Here is a 17361-nt window from a genome sequence, read left to right as displayed (position 1 = left end):
AGGCCTGCCCCCATCCCAACCTTCCCCCAGAGGGGGAAGGAGAAAGATTCAGCGCCGCACCGGCGCCAGCAGCACGACAAGCGCCCCGGCCCCACCTTCGGCCGGCTTCGCCTGCACGAACGCGATCACCTCGTTCTTCTGGATCAGCCAGCGCTGCGTCTTGGTCTTGAGCACCGGCTGCTTGCCGGGCGAGCCGAGGCCCTTGCCATGCACCACGCGCACGCAGCGCAGGCCCTGCTTGTGCGATGCGCGGATGAAGCCGCCGAGCGCCTCGCGCGCCTCGTCGCTGCGCAGGCCGTGCAGGTCGACCTGCGCCTGGATCGACCAGTCGCCCTTGCGCAACCGCGCCGTCACGTCGGTGCCGATGCCGGGGCGGCGGAAGCTCATGGCGTCGTCCACGTCCAGCAGCGTGGTCACGTCGAACTCGTCGGAGAGCGATTCGCGCAGCACGCGCTGCTCGTCGAGCTGGTGCTGCACCGGAATCGGCGCGGGCGGCTCTGGCGCGAGCGGCACCGCGGCCTTGCGGCGCAGCGGCTCGGTGGCGCCGATGGCGCGGGCGAACAGGTCTTTCTCGGCCGCGCGCTTGCGTTCGGCGGCGGCCTTCGCAGCCGCCTCGGCCGCTTCGCGCTCGCGCGTTTCGGCCAGCGCGCGCTGCACCTGCTTGAGGTCGGCGAGGTTCTTCAGCGTTTTCGAGGGTGGGGGGCGCGAGGCCATCAGAGCAATCCTTTTTCGGCCATCGAGAAGCTCTGGCCCGGGCTCACGATGACATGGTCGATCACGCGCACGTCCACCAGCGAGAGCGCGGCCCTGAGCGTTTGCGTGAGCGATTCGTCGGCGCGCGAGGGTTCGATGCTGCCGCTCGGGTGGTTGTGCGCCAGCACCACGGCCGCGGCTTGGTGGTGCAGGGCGCGCATGACGATTTCGCGCGGGTAGACGCTCGCCTGCGTGAGCGTTCCGCGGAACAGTTCTTCCAGCACGATCAGCCGGTGCTGCACATCGAGGAACAGCACCGCGAACACTTCGTGCGGCCGCGAGCCGATGTGCAGCTGCACGTACTGCTTGACCGCCTCGGGCGAGTCGAACACCGTGCGCTCCTTGAGCTGCTCGGCCATGGCGCGGCGGGCCAGTTCGAGCACCGCGATGAGCTCGGCGCGCTTGGCATCGCCGCCCATGCCCTTGACGATCTTCAGGTCCTCGGGGCCGGTGTGCAGCAGCCCCGAGAGGCCGCCGAAGCGATCGAGCAGTTCCTGCGCCATCTGCAGCACGTTCTTCCCGGACACGCCGGTGCGCAGCAGCAGCGCGAGCAGCTCGGCGTCGGCCAGCGCGGCGGCGCCCCGCGCGATGAGTTTTTCGCGCGGGCGGGCGGTGGCGGGGAGATCCTTGAAAGCCATCGAAACCTTGGGAAACCTTGAATGGAGCGGGTGGAAGGCCCCGTCCTTAAAATGCAGTCCAGTTTATCGGGACACCCACCTTGTCTTTGCCTACCTCCGTTGCCCCCATGTCCCAAATGTCCCACGTCGTGACTTCCGGCTCCTTCCTGACCCTGCACTACCGGCTGGCCGGCCCGGCGGGCGACATCATCAACACCTTCGCTGACAAGCCGGCGACCCTGTCGCTGGGCACCGGCGAACTTTCGCCTGCCATGGAGCAGCGCCTGCTGGGCCTGGAAGAGGGCACGCATGCCACCTTCGAGCTGCCCGCCGGCGAGGCCTTCGGCGACCGGAACCCCGAGATGCAGCAATGGGTGGCCAAGAAGCTGCTCGCGCAGATGGGCGACCCCGACGAGAAATACGCGGTCGGCGACGTGGTGCAGTTCCCCACGCCTGATGGCACGGGCAGCTACGCAGGCGCGGTGATCGAATCGAGCGAGACCGCGGTGCGCTTCGACTTCAACCATCCGCTCGCCGGCCAGCCTGTCACTTTCGAAGTGAAGCTGATCGGAGTGCTATGAATCCCAACATCGAGGAAGTCCTCCTCGCCGAGCCGCGCGGCTTCTGTGCGGGCGTGGACCGCGCCATTGAGATCGTCGAGCGCGCCATCGCCAAGTTCGGCGCGCCGATCTATGTGCGCCACGAGATCGTGCACAACACCTACGTGGTGAACGAGCTCAAGGCCAAGGGCGCGATCTTCATCGAGGAGCTGTCCGACGTGCCGCCCGGCGCCACGCTGGTGTTCAGCGCGCACGGCGTGAGCAAGGCGGTGGAGCAGGAGGCGCGCGACCGCGGCTTCGAGATCTTCGATGCCACCTGCCCGCTGGTGACCAAGGTGCACGTCGAGGTGGCCAAGCTCGCGAAGGAAGGCTACGAATTCATCATGATCGGCCACAAGGGGCACCCCGAGGTCGAGGGCACGATGGGTCAGCTCTCCAGCGGCATCCACCTCGTGGAAGATGTGGCGGACGTGGCGAAGGTCTCGCCCGGGCAGACCGACAAGCTCGCAGTCGTCACGCAGACCACGCTCAGCGTGGACGATGCCGCCGAGATCGCCGCCGCGGTGCGCGCGCGCTTTCCGAACGTGCGCGAGCCCAAGCAGCAGGACATCTGCTACGCGACGCAGAACCGCCAGGACGCGGTGAAGATCATGAGCCCGCAGGTCGACCTCGTGATCGTGGTCGGCAGCCCCACCAGCTCCAACAGCAACCGGCTGCGCGAACTCGCGCAGCGCCTGGGCACCGAGAGCTACATGGTCGATTCGGCCGACGAACTCAAGCCCGAATGGTTCGAGGGCAAGGGCCGCGTCGGCCTTACCGCAGGCGCCTCGGCGCCCGAGGTGCTGGTGCGCGAGGTGATCGATCGCGTGCGGGCCTTCGGTGCGGTGTCGGTCCGCAAGATGGACGGCATCGAGGAAACCATCAAGTTTCCACTCCCCAAGGGCCTCAAGCTCGACGACATTCCGCCTCCGGGACATATCTCTTGAACAAGCAAACGACTGACTGGCGCTCCGACATCGAGAGCGCTTCCCGCAGGCTGCGCGAACGCGCGGCCGGCTTCCTGCGCGAGACGCCACTCTGGAAGCTGCCCGCATCCGCCTTCGGCCTGGCAGTGCCCGGCGTGGAGGTGTGGCTCAAGCTGGAGCACCTGCAGGTGAGCGGCAGCTTCAAGGCCCGCGGCATGATGAACCGGCTGCTGGCCAACGACATTCCCGAAAGCGGCGTGGTCGTGGCCTCGGGCGGCAATGCCGGCATCGCGACCGCAGCCGCCGCGAAGGCGCTGGGCGTGCGCTGCCAGGTGTTCCTGCCCGGCGTGTCGCCCGAAGCCAAGCGCGCGCGCCTGCGTGCGTTGGGCGCTGAAGTGGTCGTGGTCGGCGAGCTGTACCCCGATGCGCTGGCCGCCTGCCTCACGCGGCAGAAGGAAACCGGCGCCTTGCTGACCCATGCCTACGACCAGCCCGAAGTGGTGGCCGGCGCGGGCACGCTGGGCCACGAGATCGAAGTGCAGGGCGGCCTGCCCGATTCGGTGCTCGTGAGCGTGGGCGGCGGCGGCCTGATCGGCGGCCTCGCCGGCTGGTTCGAGAAGCGCGCCCGCGTGGTGGCGCTCGAGCCCGAAAAGGCACCGACGCTGTTCCGCGCGCGCGAGGCTGGCGAACCGGTCGATGTCGAAGTGGGCGGCATCGCGGCCGACTCGCTCGGCGCACGCCGCATCGGCGCGATCTCGTGGGAGATCACGCAGCAGCAGGTGCAGGACGCGCTGCTGCTGTCCGATGAATCCATCCGCGCCGCGCAGCAGTGGCTGTGGAAGGAACTGAAGCTTGCCGTGGAGCCGGCCGCCGCGCTGCCGCTGGCGGCGCTGCAGACCGGCGCTTACGCGCCGCGCGAGGGCGAGAAGGTGTGCCTGATCGTCTGCGGGGCGAACGTGGATCCGGCGACCGTCGCCTGAGATTGCGGGCGGAGTGGGGCGGCGCGACACCGCGCCCCACCTAAAATCGGCGGATGCTCGACATCACCCTGCTCCGAAAAGACCTGGCCTCCGCTGTGGCCGGCCTCGAAAAACGCAAGAAGAACCAGCCCTACCTCGACGTGTCGGCGTTCAGCGCGCTCGAAGCCGAGCGCAAGACCGTCCAGACCCGCACCGAGGAAATCCAGGCGCGCCGCAATGCGCTGAACAAGCAGATCGGCCCGCTCAAGGCCAAGGGCGAATCGACCGACGCGCTGATGGCCGAGGTCAACGCGCTCAAGGCCGAGCAGGAATCGCAGTCCAAGCGCCTCGAAGAAATCCAGCCCGAGCTGCAGGCCCTGCTGCTCGCGGTGCCCAACCTGCCGCACGCCAGCGTGCCGGTCGGCGAGGACGAGACCGGTAATGTCGAAATGCGCCGCTGGAGCCCGCAGGGCGGCGCCGGCGGCAACGCCACGCCGTTGGCCTTCGCGGCAAAGGACCATGTAGATCTCGGCGCGCCGCTGGGCCTCGATTTCGAGATGGGCGCCAAGCTCGCCGGCTCGCGCTTCAGCGTCATGAAGGGCCCGATCGCCCGGCTGCACCGCGCGCTCGCACAGTTCATGCTCGACACCCAGACCGAGAAGCACGGCTATGCCGAGTGCTACGTGCCCTACATCGTCAACGCCGCCACGTTGAGCGGCACCGGCCAGCTGCCCAAGTTCGAAGGCGACCTCTTCGCCGCGAAGAAGGGCGGCCAGGACGGCGAGCCCGCGCCCGACCATTCGGCGCTCTACCTGATCCCGACCAGCGAAGTGCCGCTGACCAACTTCGTGCGCGACGAGGTGGTGGCCGAGTCGCAATTGCCGATCAAGCTCACGGCCCACACGCCGTGCTTCCGTTCGGAAGCCGGCAGCGCTGGGCGCGACACGCGCGGCATGATCCGCCAGCACCAGTTCGACAAGGTCGAGATGGTGCAGATCGTCCATCCCGAGACGAGCTACGACGCGCTCGAGCAGATGACTGGCCATGCCGAGGCCGTGCTGCAGGCGCTGGAGCTGCCGTACCGCGTGGTGCTGCTGTGTACCGGCGACATGGGCTTTGGCTCGACCAAGACCTACGACCTCGAAGTCTGGCTGCCGGCGCAGAACACCTACCGCGAGATCAGCTCGGTCTCGAACTGCGAGGCCTTCCAGGCGCGCCGGTTGCAGGCACGTTTCAAGAATGCGCAGGGCAAGAACGAGCTCGTGCACACACTGAACGGCTCCGGCCTGGCGGTGGGGCGCGCGCTCGTGGCGGTGCTCGAAAACCACCAGAACGAAGACGGCTCGATCAACGTGCCGGCCGCGCTGCGGCCTTACATCGGCGGACTGGAAGTGTTGCGCGGTTGAGCGTGCGAGCTTCAAAAGCCCCGTTTTTATCCGCTATAATCGTAGGCTCGACAGCACCGGAGAGGTGGCAGAGTGGTCGAATGTACCTGACTCGAAATCAGGCGTACTAGCGATAGTACCGAGGGTTCGAATCCCTCCCTCTCCTCCAGCGAATTCAAGGGTTAGTAGTCAGCGGGCTACTAGCCCTTTTTCGTTTGGGCCTTCGTCGGGTATGGGGATTGCCCATCGATCAATGGGTGTACATCTTCGCTGAACTACTCCGTTCACCGCCTAGCGGCCGATATCTTGGTAAGGCTGGGGCTTCAGCGCATGGCGCAGATACGCGTCGTTCGGCGCCGCGACCTTCCTCGGGCGAAGGCGCGAACCAACGTGTCGGTTCTGCCGATGGTCGCGTCAAAGGGGCGCTGCAATTCAAAGGCAGAAACTGAAAGCTCCCAATAATCTCCCGCAGCACTAGTTGTTAATTGAAACACTTTGTGAAATCAATCATTTCGCCTTGATAGCGGGTAAAAGATCCATTTAAATGAATGTTGTCCAAATTTTCCGAGTTAGTGATAGCTCAAGTATTATGGCGAGATTGAAAATGAAAAATCATTTGGTGATTTTCATGCTAATGGCTGTTGGTGCGAGCAGCCCATTGCATGCTCAGTCATCAAAAAAATCTTTTATCGTAACGCAAACCATGAGTTACAAAGGCGGAGTAGATGTTTCTGAATTTGGGGTTTTGCGAAGCCCGATTATCTACGAAGCATCACTACTTCCTTCAAAGGTATCTGATCAAATGGTTGAAGGGGGTGAGTTGAAAGATTTGATAGACGGAGTGAAGATTGGGCCAGTACCGTTGGTTATTGACATAGAGAGATGGCCCCTTTACACAAACACCGAAAATGAGCGATCGAAGAATCGGGAGAAATTGATAAAGGTCTTGGATAGCATCCGCGCTGTTCGCCCTGGAATTAAGCTTGGATACTACAGCTTGGTGCCGGCTAGGGTATATTTTCCTCTTATAGACCAGACTAAAGGGGTGCAGAAGCAGATGTGGAAAAAGTCAAACGACCAAGCGTTGGATGATTTTGTTTCGCACGTGGATGCAATATTCCCATCTCTGTATACGCTCTACGATGATCAGGATGGATGGGAAAAATATGCAGAGCAAACTTTGCAAGATGCAAGAAGATTTGGCAAGCCCGTCTACTGCTATTTGTGGCCGCAATATCATTCTTCCAATCAGCAACTTCGTGGGGAGTATCTCTCCGCGAAGTATTGGGGGTTGGAGCTAGAGACTTGTTATAAGTATGCCGATGGTGTCGTGATCTGGAATCACGAGCCTGAAAAAAAGTGGGATCCTAATGTTGAATGGTGGCAGCAGACTTTGAAGTTTCTAAAGTCACATTCAATCAAAAATTAGCCAATATTCTTCGGCTCGTCCTACTCTAGCGGGAGGCCTACCGCTACCTGTAGGTTTGCCGCATCACGACTGTTTGATGGTTGGCCGTCGGGGAATTCCGCTGGCCATTGCTTGCCTTGGAGTAGGGAGGCATCATTGTGTTGTTCGCGGGCATGTGCGATCTGAATAAAGCGTGCCACAAACACGTTGCGGTTCACCTGCATATATTCAAAGGACCGCGATCACAAGCCGGCTATCGCGCGAGATGGTCACAAATTTAGCGAATAAACCTGTCGTGGTTGCGCTCACCCTCCTTCGGAGGCGGTTCAATGCCAGTGAGTCCAATCAAACTTGGGCATTACCATGTTGAATATTGGCATCCACGACGTTGCTGAGAGCTTCCCCAGTTGCTCGAGTAGGAGCGCATGCGCCGACTTTCTATTTGATGCGCGACTAGATCAAAACTGGAGGCCATCGAATGCAGCGAAATGTTCCATGGCCTTGGATGCCGTCGCAACATCTCATGCGATCTGCTTAAAAGTGTCTAGGGAAGCCGGGATCGGCATTCTTCGCAAAACGAGTCTGCGCATCTTTTTTAGCCTTTGCCATATCGATCTCCCGTTCGGAATGGAGTTGATGCTTGCCGCAGTTATCGCAGCGGTAGAGGCGCAGCCACGACAAGAGTCGCATCCATGTGCTGCGGCGCGTGCGCCTAAGATGCTCGATGCCGCATGGGCAGGCAGAAAACAGGTTGTGCATGAAGAGGGTGGTCTGGATGTCATGAGGCCCCCTTGCCAAGCTCTATGGCTTATCGGCAGATGTATTGCGATGCAGCATTCTTCCAGTGATGCATGACTGCAGCACTACCATGTTCGCGGTATTTGTAAACTTTGTTGCTACAAATAGACTCTTGCTGAGCCGTCGAGATCACGAGATGCGCTCTGATTTCCAGAGCGCTCCGCACGCTGGATGAGCGCCTTGGAGCAAAGTCAACTGTTCAAAATCATTGCTTGCGTCGGTGTGGTCGGCGTGCTGCCGCACCGAGCCCGAAGTTGTCGGAATACCCGTCAAGGGCGCCGCTTCACCTGCGGCACGACGCGCCGAACTGCGCCCACTTCGCTGGGATTGGCCGGTTTTTCGAGGTGTTCTAGCGTGGAAGCGGCTTGATGTCTCCAGCGCCAAGCGGCTCCAATAATCGCTGCGGACTCATGGATCGAGGGCGAATTCGGACGCACCTTTACTCACACCGATCGTCTCGAAAACGATCAGTGACAGGTTGCGCTGGTACGATAAGGGAGAAAGTTTGCAACGATGAACTTGGGTGACCCAATCTCTTCGGAGACGGCCAAGGGACTCTGATGGCGACTTTGGCGCCGTCACTGCCTTTTCACCAGCTCACTCAATTGTGAGTTCCAGTGTGAAGAGTAAACGATTTTTTACAAAAAATTCGTCGATACCCACTGCGCCTGAAAAATTGTGTGGAGAAACTGCGCACGGCCTCTTGCGTGCGCTGCTGGTAAATATGACTTCTGGGGGAACAGATTGAGAAGAAATTCGAACGTCTTGGCATGGGCGTCGGCACTGGCGGGTGCGCTGGTGCTTCAAGGTTGCGCGATCGTGCCGGGCATGGGTTCCGTGGACGCTTACGACGGACGCGAGGAGTTGCCATCCGAGTTCCGCTACCTGCCCGACGCGGCACCTGAAGGCGCGATCACCCCCATTTCTCTCGCGCTCGTGCGCACGCTGGCCCAGACCTCGCCCAAGGGCGTGCCGCCGGAAGTGCAGGCGTTGTTCGGCAAGAGCGAGCGCTACACCATCGGGCCGGGCGACGTGGTGGGTGTGATCGTTTACGACCATCCTGAGCTGCTGCCCAACGCGGGCGCGGTCATCTCGCAGTCCGCGGACCCTACCGGCGTACAGGTGGCCCCTGGTTTCATCGTCGATTCCGAAGGTGAGATCGCTTTCCCGTACATCAGCCGTGTGCGTGTCGCCGGCTTGAGCGAAGGCGGTGCCTCCGACCTGATTCGCGAGCTGTTGAAGCCGCATGTCGAGAGCCCGCAGGTGACGGTGCGCATCCAGTCCTTCAGAAGCCGCCGCGCCTATGTCGAGGGTGAAGTGCGCACCCCCGGGTCTCAGATCATCACCGACGTGCCGATGACGCTGAACGAGGCCATCAACCGGGCCGGCGGCATCACGGCCAACGGCAACCTGTCTGCCCTGACACTCATCCGCGATGGAAAGTCGATCCCGATCGACATGACCCGTTTGCGCGAGGCCGGCTACGACGGCAACAGCATTCCATTGAAGAGCGGCGACACCGTTCGCGTGGCGCACCGCGAAGACTCCAAGATCTTCCTCATGGGCGAGGTCGTGGCGCCGCTGGCCCTGAACATGCGCAGCAACGGCCGCCTGAGCCTGAGCGAGGCGCTGGGCGAGGCCGGCGGTCCGCAGAATGCAACCGCCAACGCGGGACAGATCTACGTCATCCGCCAGGGGGCCACGGGGGCGCCCGCCGTTTTCAATCTCGATGCCAAGAATCCGGCTGCCATGGCGATCGCGAGCCAGTTCCGGCTGCAGCCGCAGGATGTGGTCTATATCGACCCCGTGCCGCTGGTCAAGTGGAACCGCGTCGTCAGCCTGATCCTGCCGTCGGCCACGGTGGTCAACAACGCCAGCGAGGTGTACGTCAGGCATCGTTAGTCAGCCAGGGGGAGAAGTCCACCACCGCCTCGACGGCGGGGCATGGACTCACTTGAATCGAAAGACAGCAACCGCGAGCGCGGTATGACGGCAGGGCTTCTCCAGGAACCTAGCCGTCAATTTTTTTGTTCCAGCCATCCATCATGCAAGCAGCCATTCATTCAAATCAACCGATCGCGATCATTGGCCTCGGCTACGTGGGCCTCCCTCTGGCCGTGGAGTTCGGCAAGAAGCGCCAGGTGGTCGGCTTCGACATCAATGCCAAGCGCATTGCCGAGCTGCAAAACGGGCAGGACCACACGCTCGAGACCACGCCCGAAGAACTGAAGGCCGCCATGCAACTGGCCTTTACATCGCACCTCGACGACCTGCGCGAGTGCGCCGTCTTCATCGTGACCGTGCCCACGCCCATCGACAACGCCAACCGGCCCGACCTGACGCCGCTGATCAAGGCCAGCGAAACCGTCGGCAAGGTGATGAAAGCCGGCGCGATCGTGATCTTCGAGTCGACGGTGTACCCGGGCGCGACGGAAGAGGTCTGCGTGCCCGTGCTGGAAAAGTTCAGTGGCAAAAAATTCAACGTCGACTTCTTCTGCGGGTACAGCCCGGAGCGGATCAATCCGGGGGACAAGGTCAACACGCTCACCAAGATCAAGAAGATCACCAGCGGCAGTACCCCCGAGGTGGCCGACCTGGTGGATGCGCTCTACAACGAGATCATCACCGCCGGCACGCACAAGGCCACCAGCCTCAAGGTGGCCGAAGCCGCCAAGGTGATCGAGAACACGCAGCGCGACCTGAACATCGCACTGGTCAATGAGCTCTCGGTGATCTTCGAGCGCCTTGGCATCGACACCCTCGACGTGCTCGAGGCCGCGGGCAGCAAGTGGAATTTCCTGCCCTTCCGTCCGGGTCTCGTGGGCGGGCACTGCATCGGCGTTGACCCGTACTACCTGACGCACAAGGCCGAACAGGTCGGCTACCACCCGCAGGTGATATTGGCCGGGCGCCGCATCAACGACAACATGGCGCGCTACGTGGCCCGCAACACCATCAAGTTGATGTTGAAGAACGGCATGGACGTGCCGCGCTGCCGCATCGGCGTGCTGGGCATCACCTTCAAGGAGAACTGCCCGGACATCCGCAACAGCAAGATCGTGGACATGGTGCGCGAGTTCGAGGCGTGGGGTGCTTCCGTGGAGGTTGTGGACCCGTGGGCGGAAGCCGAAGAAGTGGGGCGCGAGTACGGCCTTCAACTCGGCAAGGTCGATGCAGACCACCCGGTCGATGCGCTTGTCGTTGCCGTGGGCCACAACGAATACCGCCGCGCGACCGTAGCTGAGCTGCGCAGTTTGTGCCGAGGCGAGCAGCCCGTGCTGGTCGACGTCAAGAGCCTCTTCAACGCACAGGAAGCCCGCGATAGCGGCTTCTCCGTGTTCCGCCTGTAAGCCATTCCCCGTTTCTTTCTCGACATGAAAAACTTTGCTCTCATCGGCGCTGCCGGCTACATCGCTCCGCGCCACATGCGTGCCATCAAGGACACGGACAACCACCTTTCGGTGGCCTACGACATCAACGATTCGGTCGGCATCATCGACAGCATCTCGCCGCAGAGCGAGTTCTTCACCGAGTTCGAACGCTTCTACGAGCACGCGCAGCAGCTCAAGCGCAACCCTGCGACGGCGCTCGACTATGTAGCGATCTGCAGTCCCAACTACCTGCATCACCCGCACATCGCTGCAGGCCTGCGCCTGGGTTGCGACGTGATCTGCGAGAAGCCCCTGGTGCCAACGCCGGACCTCGTCGACGAACTGGAGCGCGTTGAAAAGGAAACCGGCAAGCGCGTCTTCAACATCCTGCAACTGCGCCATCACGACGCCATCCTGAAGCTGCGCGACAAGGTTGCCGCCGCGCCCGTAGACACCAAGTTCGACGTGGAGTTGACCTACATCACTTCGCGCGGCAAGTGGTACATGGAAAGCTGGAAGGGCGACAACCGCAAGTCGTTCGGCGTGGCGACCAACATCGGTGTGCACTTCTACGACATGCTGCACTTCATCTTCGGCAAGCTGCAGCGCAACGTGGTGCACTACAGCGGCACGGCCAAGGCGGCGGGCTATCTCGAATACGAACGCGCACGCGTGCGCTGGTTCCTGTCCATCGACGCCAACGATCTGCCGGCCGAGGTGAAGGGAAAGAAGACCACCTTCCGCAACATCGACATCAGCGGCGAGAAACTCGAGTTCTCCGAAGGCTTCACCGACCTGCACACGGTCAGCTACAAGGAAATCCTGGCCGGCCGCGGCTATGGCCTCGAGGATGCGCGTCATTGCATCGAGACCGTGAATGTGATTCGCAGCGCTACGCCCGTCCAGGGCGAACAGGGCGAAGTGCATCCGTTCGTCCGGCATCTCGCCTGACGCCCCGCGAGTTCGGCATGGCATACAAGGCCCACCCCACCGCGATCGTCGACGAGGGCGCCCGCATCGGCGATGGCACCCGCATCTGGCATTGGGTGCACGTCAGCGCGCAGGCATCCATTGGCGAGGGCTGCTCGCTTGGCCAGAACGTCTACGTCGGCAATGACGTGACCATCGGGCACAACGTCAAGATCCAGAACAACGTCAGCGTCTACGACGCGGTCACTTTGGAAGACGACGTGTTTTGCGGGCCGAGCATGGTCTTCACCAACGTCTACAACCCACGTTCGGCTGTCACACGCAAGGACGAATATCGCCGCACCCTGGTGAAGCGGGGTGCGACGTTGGGCGCCAATTGCACGATCGTCTGCGGCAACACCGTGGGCGAATATGCCTTCGTCGGCGCCGGCGCCGTGATCAACAAGAACGTGCCGGCCTATGCGCTCATGGTCGGTGTGCCCGCCAGGCAGATCGGCTGGATGAGCGAATTCGGCGAGCAACTCGCGTTGCCGCTGCAAGGCGCAGCAGAAGCCATTTGCGCGCACACCGGTGCGCGCTATGTACTCGACGGCAATGCCGTGACCAAGTTGGATGCCAAGAAGCCATGATCGAATTCATCGACCTCAAGACTCAGCAAGCCCGTATCAAGGACCAGATCGACGCGGCGATTCAGCGCGTGCTGGCACATGGTCAATACATCCTCGGGCCTGAAGTGGCCGAGTTGGAAGAGAAGCTTGCTGCCTATACGGGTGCCAAGCATTGCATCACCGTGGCGAACGGTACCGATGCTTTGCAGATCGCCCAGATGGCGCTTGGCATCGGGCCGGGCGATGAGGTCATCACCCCGGGCTTTACCTACATCGCCACCGCCGAAACCGTGGCGCTTCTGGGCGCCAAACCGGTGTACGTCGACATCGATGCGCGCACCTACAACCTGGACCCGGCGCTGCTGGAGGCTGCGATCACGCCGCGGACCAAGGCCATTGTTCCGGTGAGCCTGTATGGACAGTGTGCGGACTTCGACGCGATCAATGCCATTGCCGCGAAACACGGAATTCCGGTGATTGAGGATGCAGCGCAGAGTTTTGGTGCTACTTACAAGGGGCGTAAAAGCTGCAACCTCAGCACCATCGCGTGCGCGAGTTTCTTCCCGAGCAAGCCGCTGGGCTGCTATGGCGACGGTGGGGCGATATTCACCAACGATGACGAATTGGCGAAGGTGATGCGGCAGATTGCCCGCCATGGGCAGGATCGGCGGTATCACCATATTCGTGTGGGGGTGAATAGCCGGCTGGATACGTTGCAGGCTGCAGTGCTGCTGGCAAAGCTGGCGATATTCGATGACGAAATCGCTAATCGTCAGCGTGTGGCTGCGGAGTATGGACTTGTACTCCGCAAGGCCGATGTTGTTGCGCTACCGTACATCGAGACGCAAAACCGAAGCGCTTGGGCACAGTACACCGTGCGAGTGCAGGATCGCGAAACGCTGCAGGCGCGCTTGAATTCGGCTGGTGTGCCGACCGCAGTGCACTATCCTCTTCCGCTAAATCTGCAGCCAGCGGTGGCGGACGCTACGGCAGATTTATCTGTTGGGGACACAGTAGCACGGGAAGTTCTTAGCCTGCCGATGCACGCGTATCTGACTTTGGCTGATCAAGTCGCTGTCGCTGCGGCGCTAACGGCCTCTAACTGAAATGCTTTTCCGACGCGCTGCGAAAACTCTGCGCTCGAAATGGGAGTCTTTAAATCGAGAGGGCTTCGCCCGCTCGATTGGCCTGCTCGTCGGAGGTACCGCTTTTGCTCAGGCTCTTACCGTTTTGGCATTGCCATTCGTAACCCGACTCTATACACCCTCTGACTTCAGTGTACTTGCCGTTTTTGCTTCAATTCTTTCACTAATTTCCGTTGCCGCATGTCTGAGGTTGGAGCTCGCAATTCCAATGCCTGAGTATGACGATGACGCCGCAAACTTATTCGCCGTGGCGCTGTGCGCAAGCGCCGTAGTAGCGTTGCTATCGGGATTTGTCGTCTACCTGTGGCCCACCCAAATTATCAATTTAGTCGGACAGCCGGACCTGCTTCCCTACCTTTGGCTGCTGCCTTTTGGTATCTGGTTGACAAGTTCGTACTCTGCGACGCAATTTTGGACTACGCGAAAAAAACGGTTTGGACTCATCGCAAAAACCCGGATGAGTCAGGCTATTGGAGCGACAGGTACACAGATCGGACTTGGATTCGCCGGCTTTACTCCTATGGGATTGCTCTTGGGGCAAGTCATAAACAGTGGCGCTGGCCTATTTGGACTCGGACGGAACGCAATTCGTGAGGACGGTGCTGCGCTAAAAAGCATAAATTTGCGGGGCATGCGTCAAATGTTTCGGCTATACGATCGCTTCCCAAAATTTTCGACTTTTGAATCGTTTGCGAACACCGCCAGTAGCCAGCTCCCAGTAATATTAATCGCAGCACTATCTGTAGGACCGGAAGCAGGTTATCTAATATTGGCAATGCGAGCCATGGCCGTTCCCCTTGGTCTAATTGGTGGTGCCGTTTCTCAAGTCTATCTTTCGCGTGCGCCTGATGAATTTCGAGAAGGGCGATTGACGCAATTCACAGTAAAAATAATAAATGGATTATTCAAAAGCGGCTTTGGTCCATTGTTATTCATTGGTGCCGTTTCGCCTATGATTTTTCCGCTCATATTCGGAGAAAAATGGCGGCGCGCGGGTGAACTCGTCGCATGGATGACGCCGTGGTTTCTAATGCAATTTTTGACGTCGCCTGTCTCGATGGCGTTTCACGTTACTGGAAATCAACGGTTGGCGTTACTGATTCAGCTAGTGGGGCTAGTGTTGCGCGTCGGAGTTGTTTGCCTGTCGGCTTGGATTGCGCCGTCGTACATTGTTGAATCTTTCGCGCTATCAGGGGCCGTTTTTTATTTGTTGTATTTTGGGGCAATGACGTGGATATTGAAAATGCCCACTCGAGGACTAATAGAAATATTTCGGTCAAATGGCTTGATTATCTTGCTATGGTGCGGCGCAGGTCTTGTTTCGCAGGTATTGCGCATGTATTTGTGAGTCGATAAGTCAAGGCAAAATTGCAAATATTTTTTTAAAAAAGCAATCTTTCTCATTTGATATTTGGAAGTGATGCGCAAAGATTAATTGAGAACATGCAAGTGATTAATGCATTAACGCGCGATAAATAAAGCCCATGTCGTTCCAGTTGAAAAATATCACCGAATGAAGGGGTTGAGATGACCATTTCGATTCATTCTCGTTCGTTGGCAAAATTGTCGGTTGCCTTGTTTGGATTGAAAATAATTACTTTTGTGGCCTGGTTCTTTTATAATTGGCCCAGTATTTCAATTTCGAACTATCTTAGCTATCCATTGGCATTGGCAGGTTTTGCATATGTGGTTTTTAGATTTTCAAAGAGAAAATCTTCCTGGGAATTAAGTTCTGGTTTGTTTCTCGCATTGATTCTGTTGGGCTCAATCTCCATTTCGGTGGTGCTTCAACAACTATTGGCTACCGATTCATTGATGATCGATGGCTTAACCCCTGCATCAGTGTCGCTGAATTATTTGCTGGTAGGCCTCACATGGTTTTGCTTGGGTGCCGCAATGCAGGGTTTGGGCGACCAGGATTTCGGAAAAAAATTTTTTCTTATCCCCGCACTTGTTTTTTTCGTGTGCGTCGCTTCAAATTTAAATGACGGGCTGATTTTAAATTACAAATCGATTTCCGACGAAAAACCAAGCGATTTGGAAATATCGCATTTGACAATTGGCTCGTATGCCGTGGTAGCACTCTTGCTGCCCGTCGCGCTTTCGACTCGACCATACAAATTCCTGGCATTTGCAGGTGGCGCATTATTATTTTTTTGTTTGGGCGGACGAGCTAATCTATTCGTATTCATTTTGACCTGCTGCGTTTTTTATGCGTCCAGGCTGGGATTGATTAAATCTACAGTGCTTTTGGGCGGGTCTTTTGCCGTACTGATTCTGGCGTTATTTCTTTTGAAAATCGATCTGAATGATGCTCAGGTTCAAAAGATGATTTTTTACGATGGGTTTTCTGAAGACCAATCGGAGGCTGCGCGCGATCTATTTTTTTGGGGAGCGTTAGATGGTTTGCCGCGGCAGGCGCTTTACGGTGACCCGGGCTATTTGATTGAGAAATTTTATTCGCTAGGTGCTTACTCGCACAACTTGCTGAGTGCATGGCAGTTTTTTGGTGTAGTCCCATTTATTTTATTTGCCGCGTCGATGTTTTTTATTTCCAAAAAAATATTCGCCTACAGATTTCAGTTGCGGACGTCTCTCGATGAGTTTGGAATTCTTTTATTTGTGTTTTGTTTGATATCCATGGTATTTGTTAAATCTATTAATTTTTTTCCATTTTGGATGTCGCTTGGGTTTTGGTTTTTCAGGTTGGACGGGCTCAATTTTCGGGAATTCAATAAAGGTTTTGTTGATCATGTCGAAAATCCGAAGCGTTGAGTATTTTTCGCTTTTTGAAGCAGGGAAGTATCCTGGAATTTTCAGAAAGATAGATGACACTGTCCGAACATTAAATAATTCCGGCTGTGAGGCGAAAAATAGAAATTTCCCAGCGACCTCTCGTGGTTTTCGTGAGCTAGCGCGCGAGTTGCTGAAATCAAAAGCTGATGTGATAGTGATTCGAAATTTCTTTCAATTGCCTCTTCTGTTATTTGTTTTTCTGTATCTTCGGCTGATGGGTAAATATCTCGTAATAGATATACCCACGCCACTTACCGTGGTTCTTCGAGAGTTTGAACTCCGCGAAAACATGTCGTGGATGGCTATAAGCGCAAGAAAAATTATTGTCTCCATTTTTTACCCCCTCTCGTTGTTGCCATTTAATAGAATTATTCAATACGCGGGCGAATCTGGTTATTTTTCGTTTGGCGTGAAAAACAAAATAAAATTGCTATCAAACGGAATAGAGGTTGCGAGATACAAGATAAAGCGCAAGGATATTCTCCTTGAAAGCAAATGCTTGACTCTTTTGGCGGTTGCAAAAGTCTCCTCTTGGCATGGCCTAGATCGCGTATTGGTTGGCATCTCAAATTATGTTGTGGAAAATTCACGCGACGTCGCAGTGAAATTTTATATTGCCGGTGACGGTGATGCTATTAAAGAATTGAAGAGTGCATCGGAGCGCCTGGGAATAGCGGAGAAGGTTTTTTTTCTGGGATTCAAATCGCATGATGATTTGGATTCCTTCTTTGATATTGCAGACATAGGGATCTCCACTCTCGGGTTGTACCGAAAGGGAATGCAATCTGCTTCCAGCCTGAAGACTCGAGAGTATGTCGCCCGGGGAATGCCGTTAGTGGTTTCGGGCGATGATATCGACTTGGAGCCGATTCCAAATTTTGCTTTTCACGTCAGCAATGACGATAGGCCTGTCGATATTCATGAACTCATTCGCTGGTACGAGAAGCTTGGCGCACAAAATGTCAACAAAGAAGGGATACGCAATTTTGCGTTTGAACACATGGACCTTAAAACCAAAGTCAAGTGGTTTTTGCCTTCCTGATATTTTGAACGCATGACTCAAATT

Annotated in this window: 16 protein-coding genes and 1 tRNA gene; 14 read left to right on the top strand and 3 right to left on the bottom strand. The window is 57.9% G+C overall.

Going from position 1 to position 17361, the window contains the following annotated elements:
- Positions 1-48: 48 nt before the first annotated feature.
- Both GNX71_RS25850 and radC read right to left on the bottom strand, forming a co-directional pair.
- Positions 49-714 carry a Smr/MutS family protein gene (locus GNX71_RS25850; protein ID WP_206175066.1) on the bottom strand — a complete coding sequence of 222 codons (666 nt, stop codon included), beginning with the start codon at positions 712-714 and terminating at the stop codon, positions 49-51.
- Positions 714-1391, bottom strand: coding sequence for a DNA repair protein RadC (gene radC / locus GNX71_RS25845; RefSeq protein WP_206175065.1), 678 nt, complete (start codon positions 1389-1391; stop codon positions 714-716). Before radC ends, GNX71_RS25850 begins: the two co-directional genes overlap by 1 nt.
- Before the next feature lie 116 nt (positions 1392-1507).
- Here radC and GNX71_RS25840 point away from each other — a divergent pair, with 116 nt between their 5' ends.
- From GNX71_RS25840 to GNX71_RS25815, 6 genes are all read left to right on the top strand, one after another.
- Entirely contained in the window at positions 1508-1951 is a 444-nt protein-coding gene (locus tag GNX71_RS25840) for an FKBP-type peptidyl-prolyl cis-trans isomerase (protein ID WP_206179687.1), read from the top strand.
- Complete coding sequence (gene ispH, locus GNX71_RS25835; protein ID WP_206175064.1) at positions 1948-2916, top strand: 4-hydroxy-3-methylbut-2-enyl diphosphate reductase; 969 nt, start codon at positions 1948-1950, stop codon at positions 2914-2916. The genes GNX71_RS25840 and ispH overlap by 4 nt, the downstream gene beginning before the upstream one ends.
- On the top strand, positions 2913-3875 hold the full coding sequence (locus GNX71_RS25830) for a threonine/serine dehydratase (protein WP_206175063.1): 963 nt from the start codon (positions 2913-2915) through the stop codon (positions 3873-3875). Before ispH ends, GNX71_RS25830 begins: the two co-directional genes overlap by 4 nt.
- A gap of 53 nt (positions 3876-3928) precedes the next feature.
- Positions 3929-5260 carry a serine--tRNA ligase gene (gene serS, locus GNX71_RS25825; RefSeq protein WP_206175062.1) on the top strand — a complete coding sequence of 444 codons (1332 nt, stop codon included), beginning with the start codon at positions 3929-3931 and terminating at the stop codon, positions 5258-5260.
- 58 nt (positions 5261-5318) lie between these two features.
- A tRNA-Ser gene (locus GNX71_RS25820) sits at positions 5319-5408 on the top strand.
- 375 nt (positions 5409-5783) lie between these two features.
- Positions 5784-6668, top strand: a complete 885-nt coding sequence (locus GNX71_RS25815; RefSeq protein WP_206175061.1) for a hypothetical protein — start codon at positions 5784-5786, stop codon at positions 6666-6668.
- A gap of 513 nt (positions 6669-7181) precedes the next feature.
- Here GNX71_RS25815 and GNX71_RS25810 read toward each other — a convergent pair.
- The gene (locus GNX71_RS25810) at positions 7182-7406 is read right to left on the bottom strand and encodes a hypothetical protein (protein ID WP_206175060.1); all 225 of its coding nucleotides are present in this window, start codon (positions 7404-7406) and stop codon (positions 7182-7184) included.
- 867 nt (positions 7407-8273) lie between these two features.
- On the opposite strand from GNX71_RS25810, the gene GNX71_RS25805 reads away from it, so the two are divergent.
- From GNX71_RS25805 to GNX71_RS25770, 8 genes are all read left to right on the top strand, one after another.
- A complete protein-coding gene (locus GNX71_RS25805; protein WP_206179685.1) occupies positions 8274-9347 on the top strand; it encodes a polysaccharide biosynthesis/export family protein in 1074 nt (357 codons plus the stop codon).
- A 143-nt stretch (positions 9348-9490) separates the two neighbouring features.
- Complete coding sequence (gene tviB / locus GNX71_RS25800; protein WP_206175059.1) at positions 9491-10795, top strand: Vi polysaccharide biosynthesis UDP-N-acetylglucosamine C-6 dehydrogenase TviB; 1305 nt, start codon at positions 9491-9493, stop codon at positions 10793-10795.
- 24 nt (positions 10796-10819) lie between these two features.
- Positions 10820-11767, top strand: coding sequence for a Gfo/Idh/MocA family oxidoreductase (locus tag GNX71_RS25795; RefSeq protein WP_206175058.1), 948 nt, complete (start codon positions 10820-10822; stop codon positions 11765-11767).
- A 17-nt stretch (positions 11768-11784) separates the two neighbouring features.
- Positions 11785-12375, top strand: a complete 591-nt coding sequence (locus tag GNX71_RS25790) for an acyltransferase (RefSeq protein WP_206175057.1) — start codon at positions 11785-11787, stop codon at positions 12373-12375.
- On the top strand, positions 12372-13460 hold the full coding sequence (locus tag GNX71_RS25785; protein ID WP_206175056.1) for a DegT/DnrJ/EryC1/StrS family aminotransferase: 1089 nt from the start codon (positions 12372-12374) through the stop codon (positions 13458-13460). The genes GNX71_RS25790 and GNX71_RS25785 overlap by 4 nt, the downstream gene beginning before the upstream one ends.
- A gap of 1 nt (position 13461) precedes the next feature.
- Entirely contained in the window at positions 13462-14847 is a 1386-nt protein-coding gene (locus GNX71_RS25780; RefSeq protein WP_206175055.1) for an oligosaccharide flippase family protein, read from the top strand.
- A 179-nt stretch (positions 14848-15026) separates the two neighbouring features.
- Complete coding sequence (locus tag GNX71_RS25775) at positions 15027-16274, top strand: hypothetical protein (protein ID WP_206175054.1); 1248 nt, start codon at positions 15027-15029, stop codon at positions 16272-16274.
- Positions 16252-17337 carry a glycosyltransferase gene (locus tag GNX71_RS25770; protein WP_206175053.1) on the top strand — a complete coding sequence of 362 codons (1086 nt, stop codon included), beginning with the start codon at positions 16252-16254 and terminating at the stop codon, positions 17335-17337. The genes GNX71_RS25775 and GNX71_RS25770 overlap by 23 nt, the downstream gene beginning before the upstream one ends.
- Positions 17338-17361: the final 24 nt, after the last annotated feature.

Origin of the sequence: Variovorax sp. RKNM96 (assembly GCF_017161115.1) — a bacterium.
GTDB lineage: Bacteria > Pseudomonadota > Gammaproteobacteria > Burkholderiales > Burkholderiaceae_C > Variovorax.
This window is presented reverse-complemented; position numbering and strand designations above follow the sequence as displayed.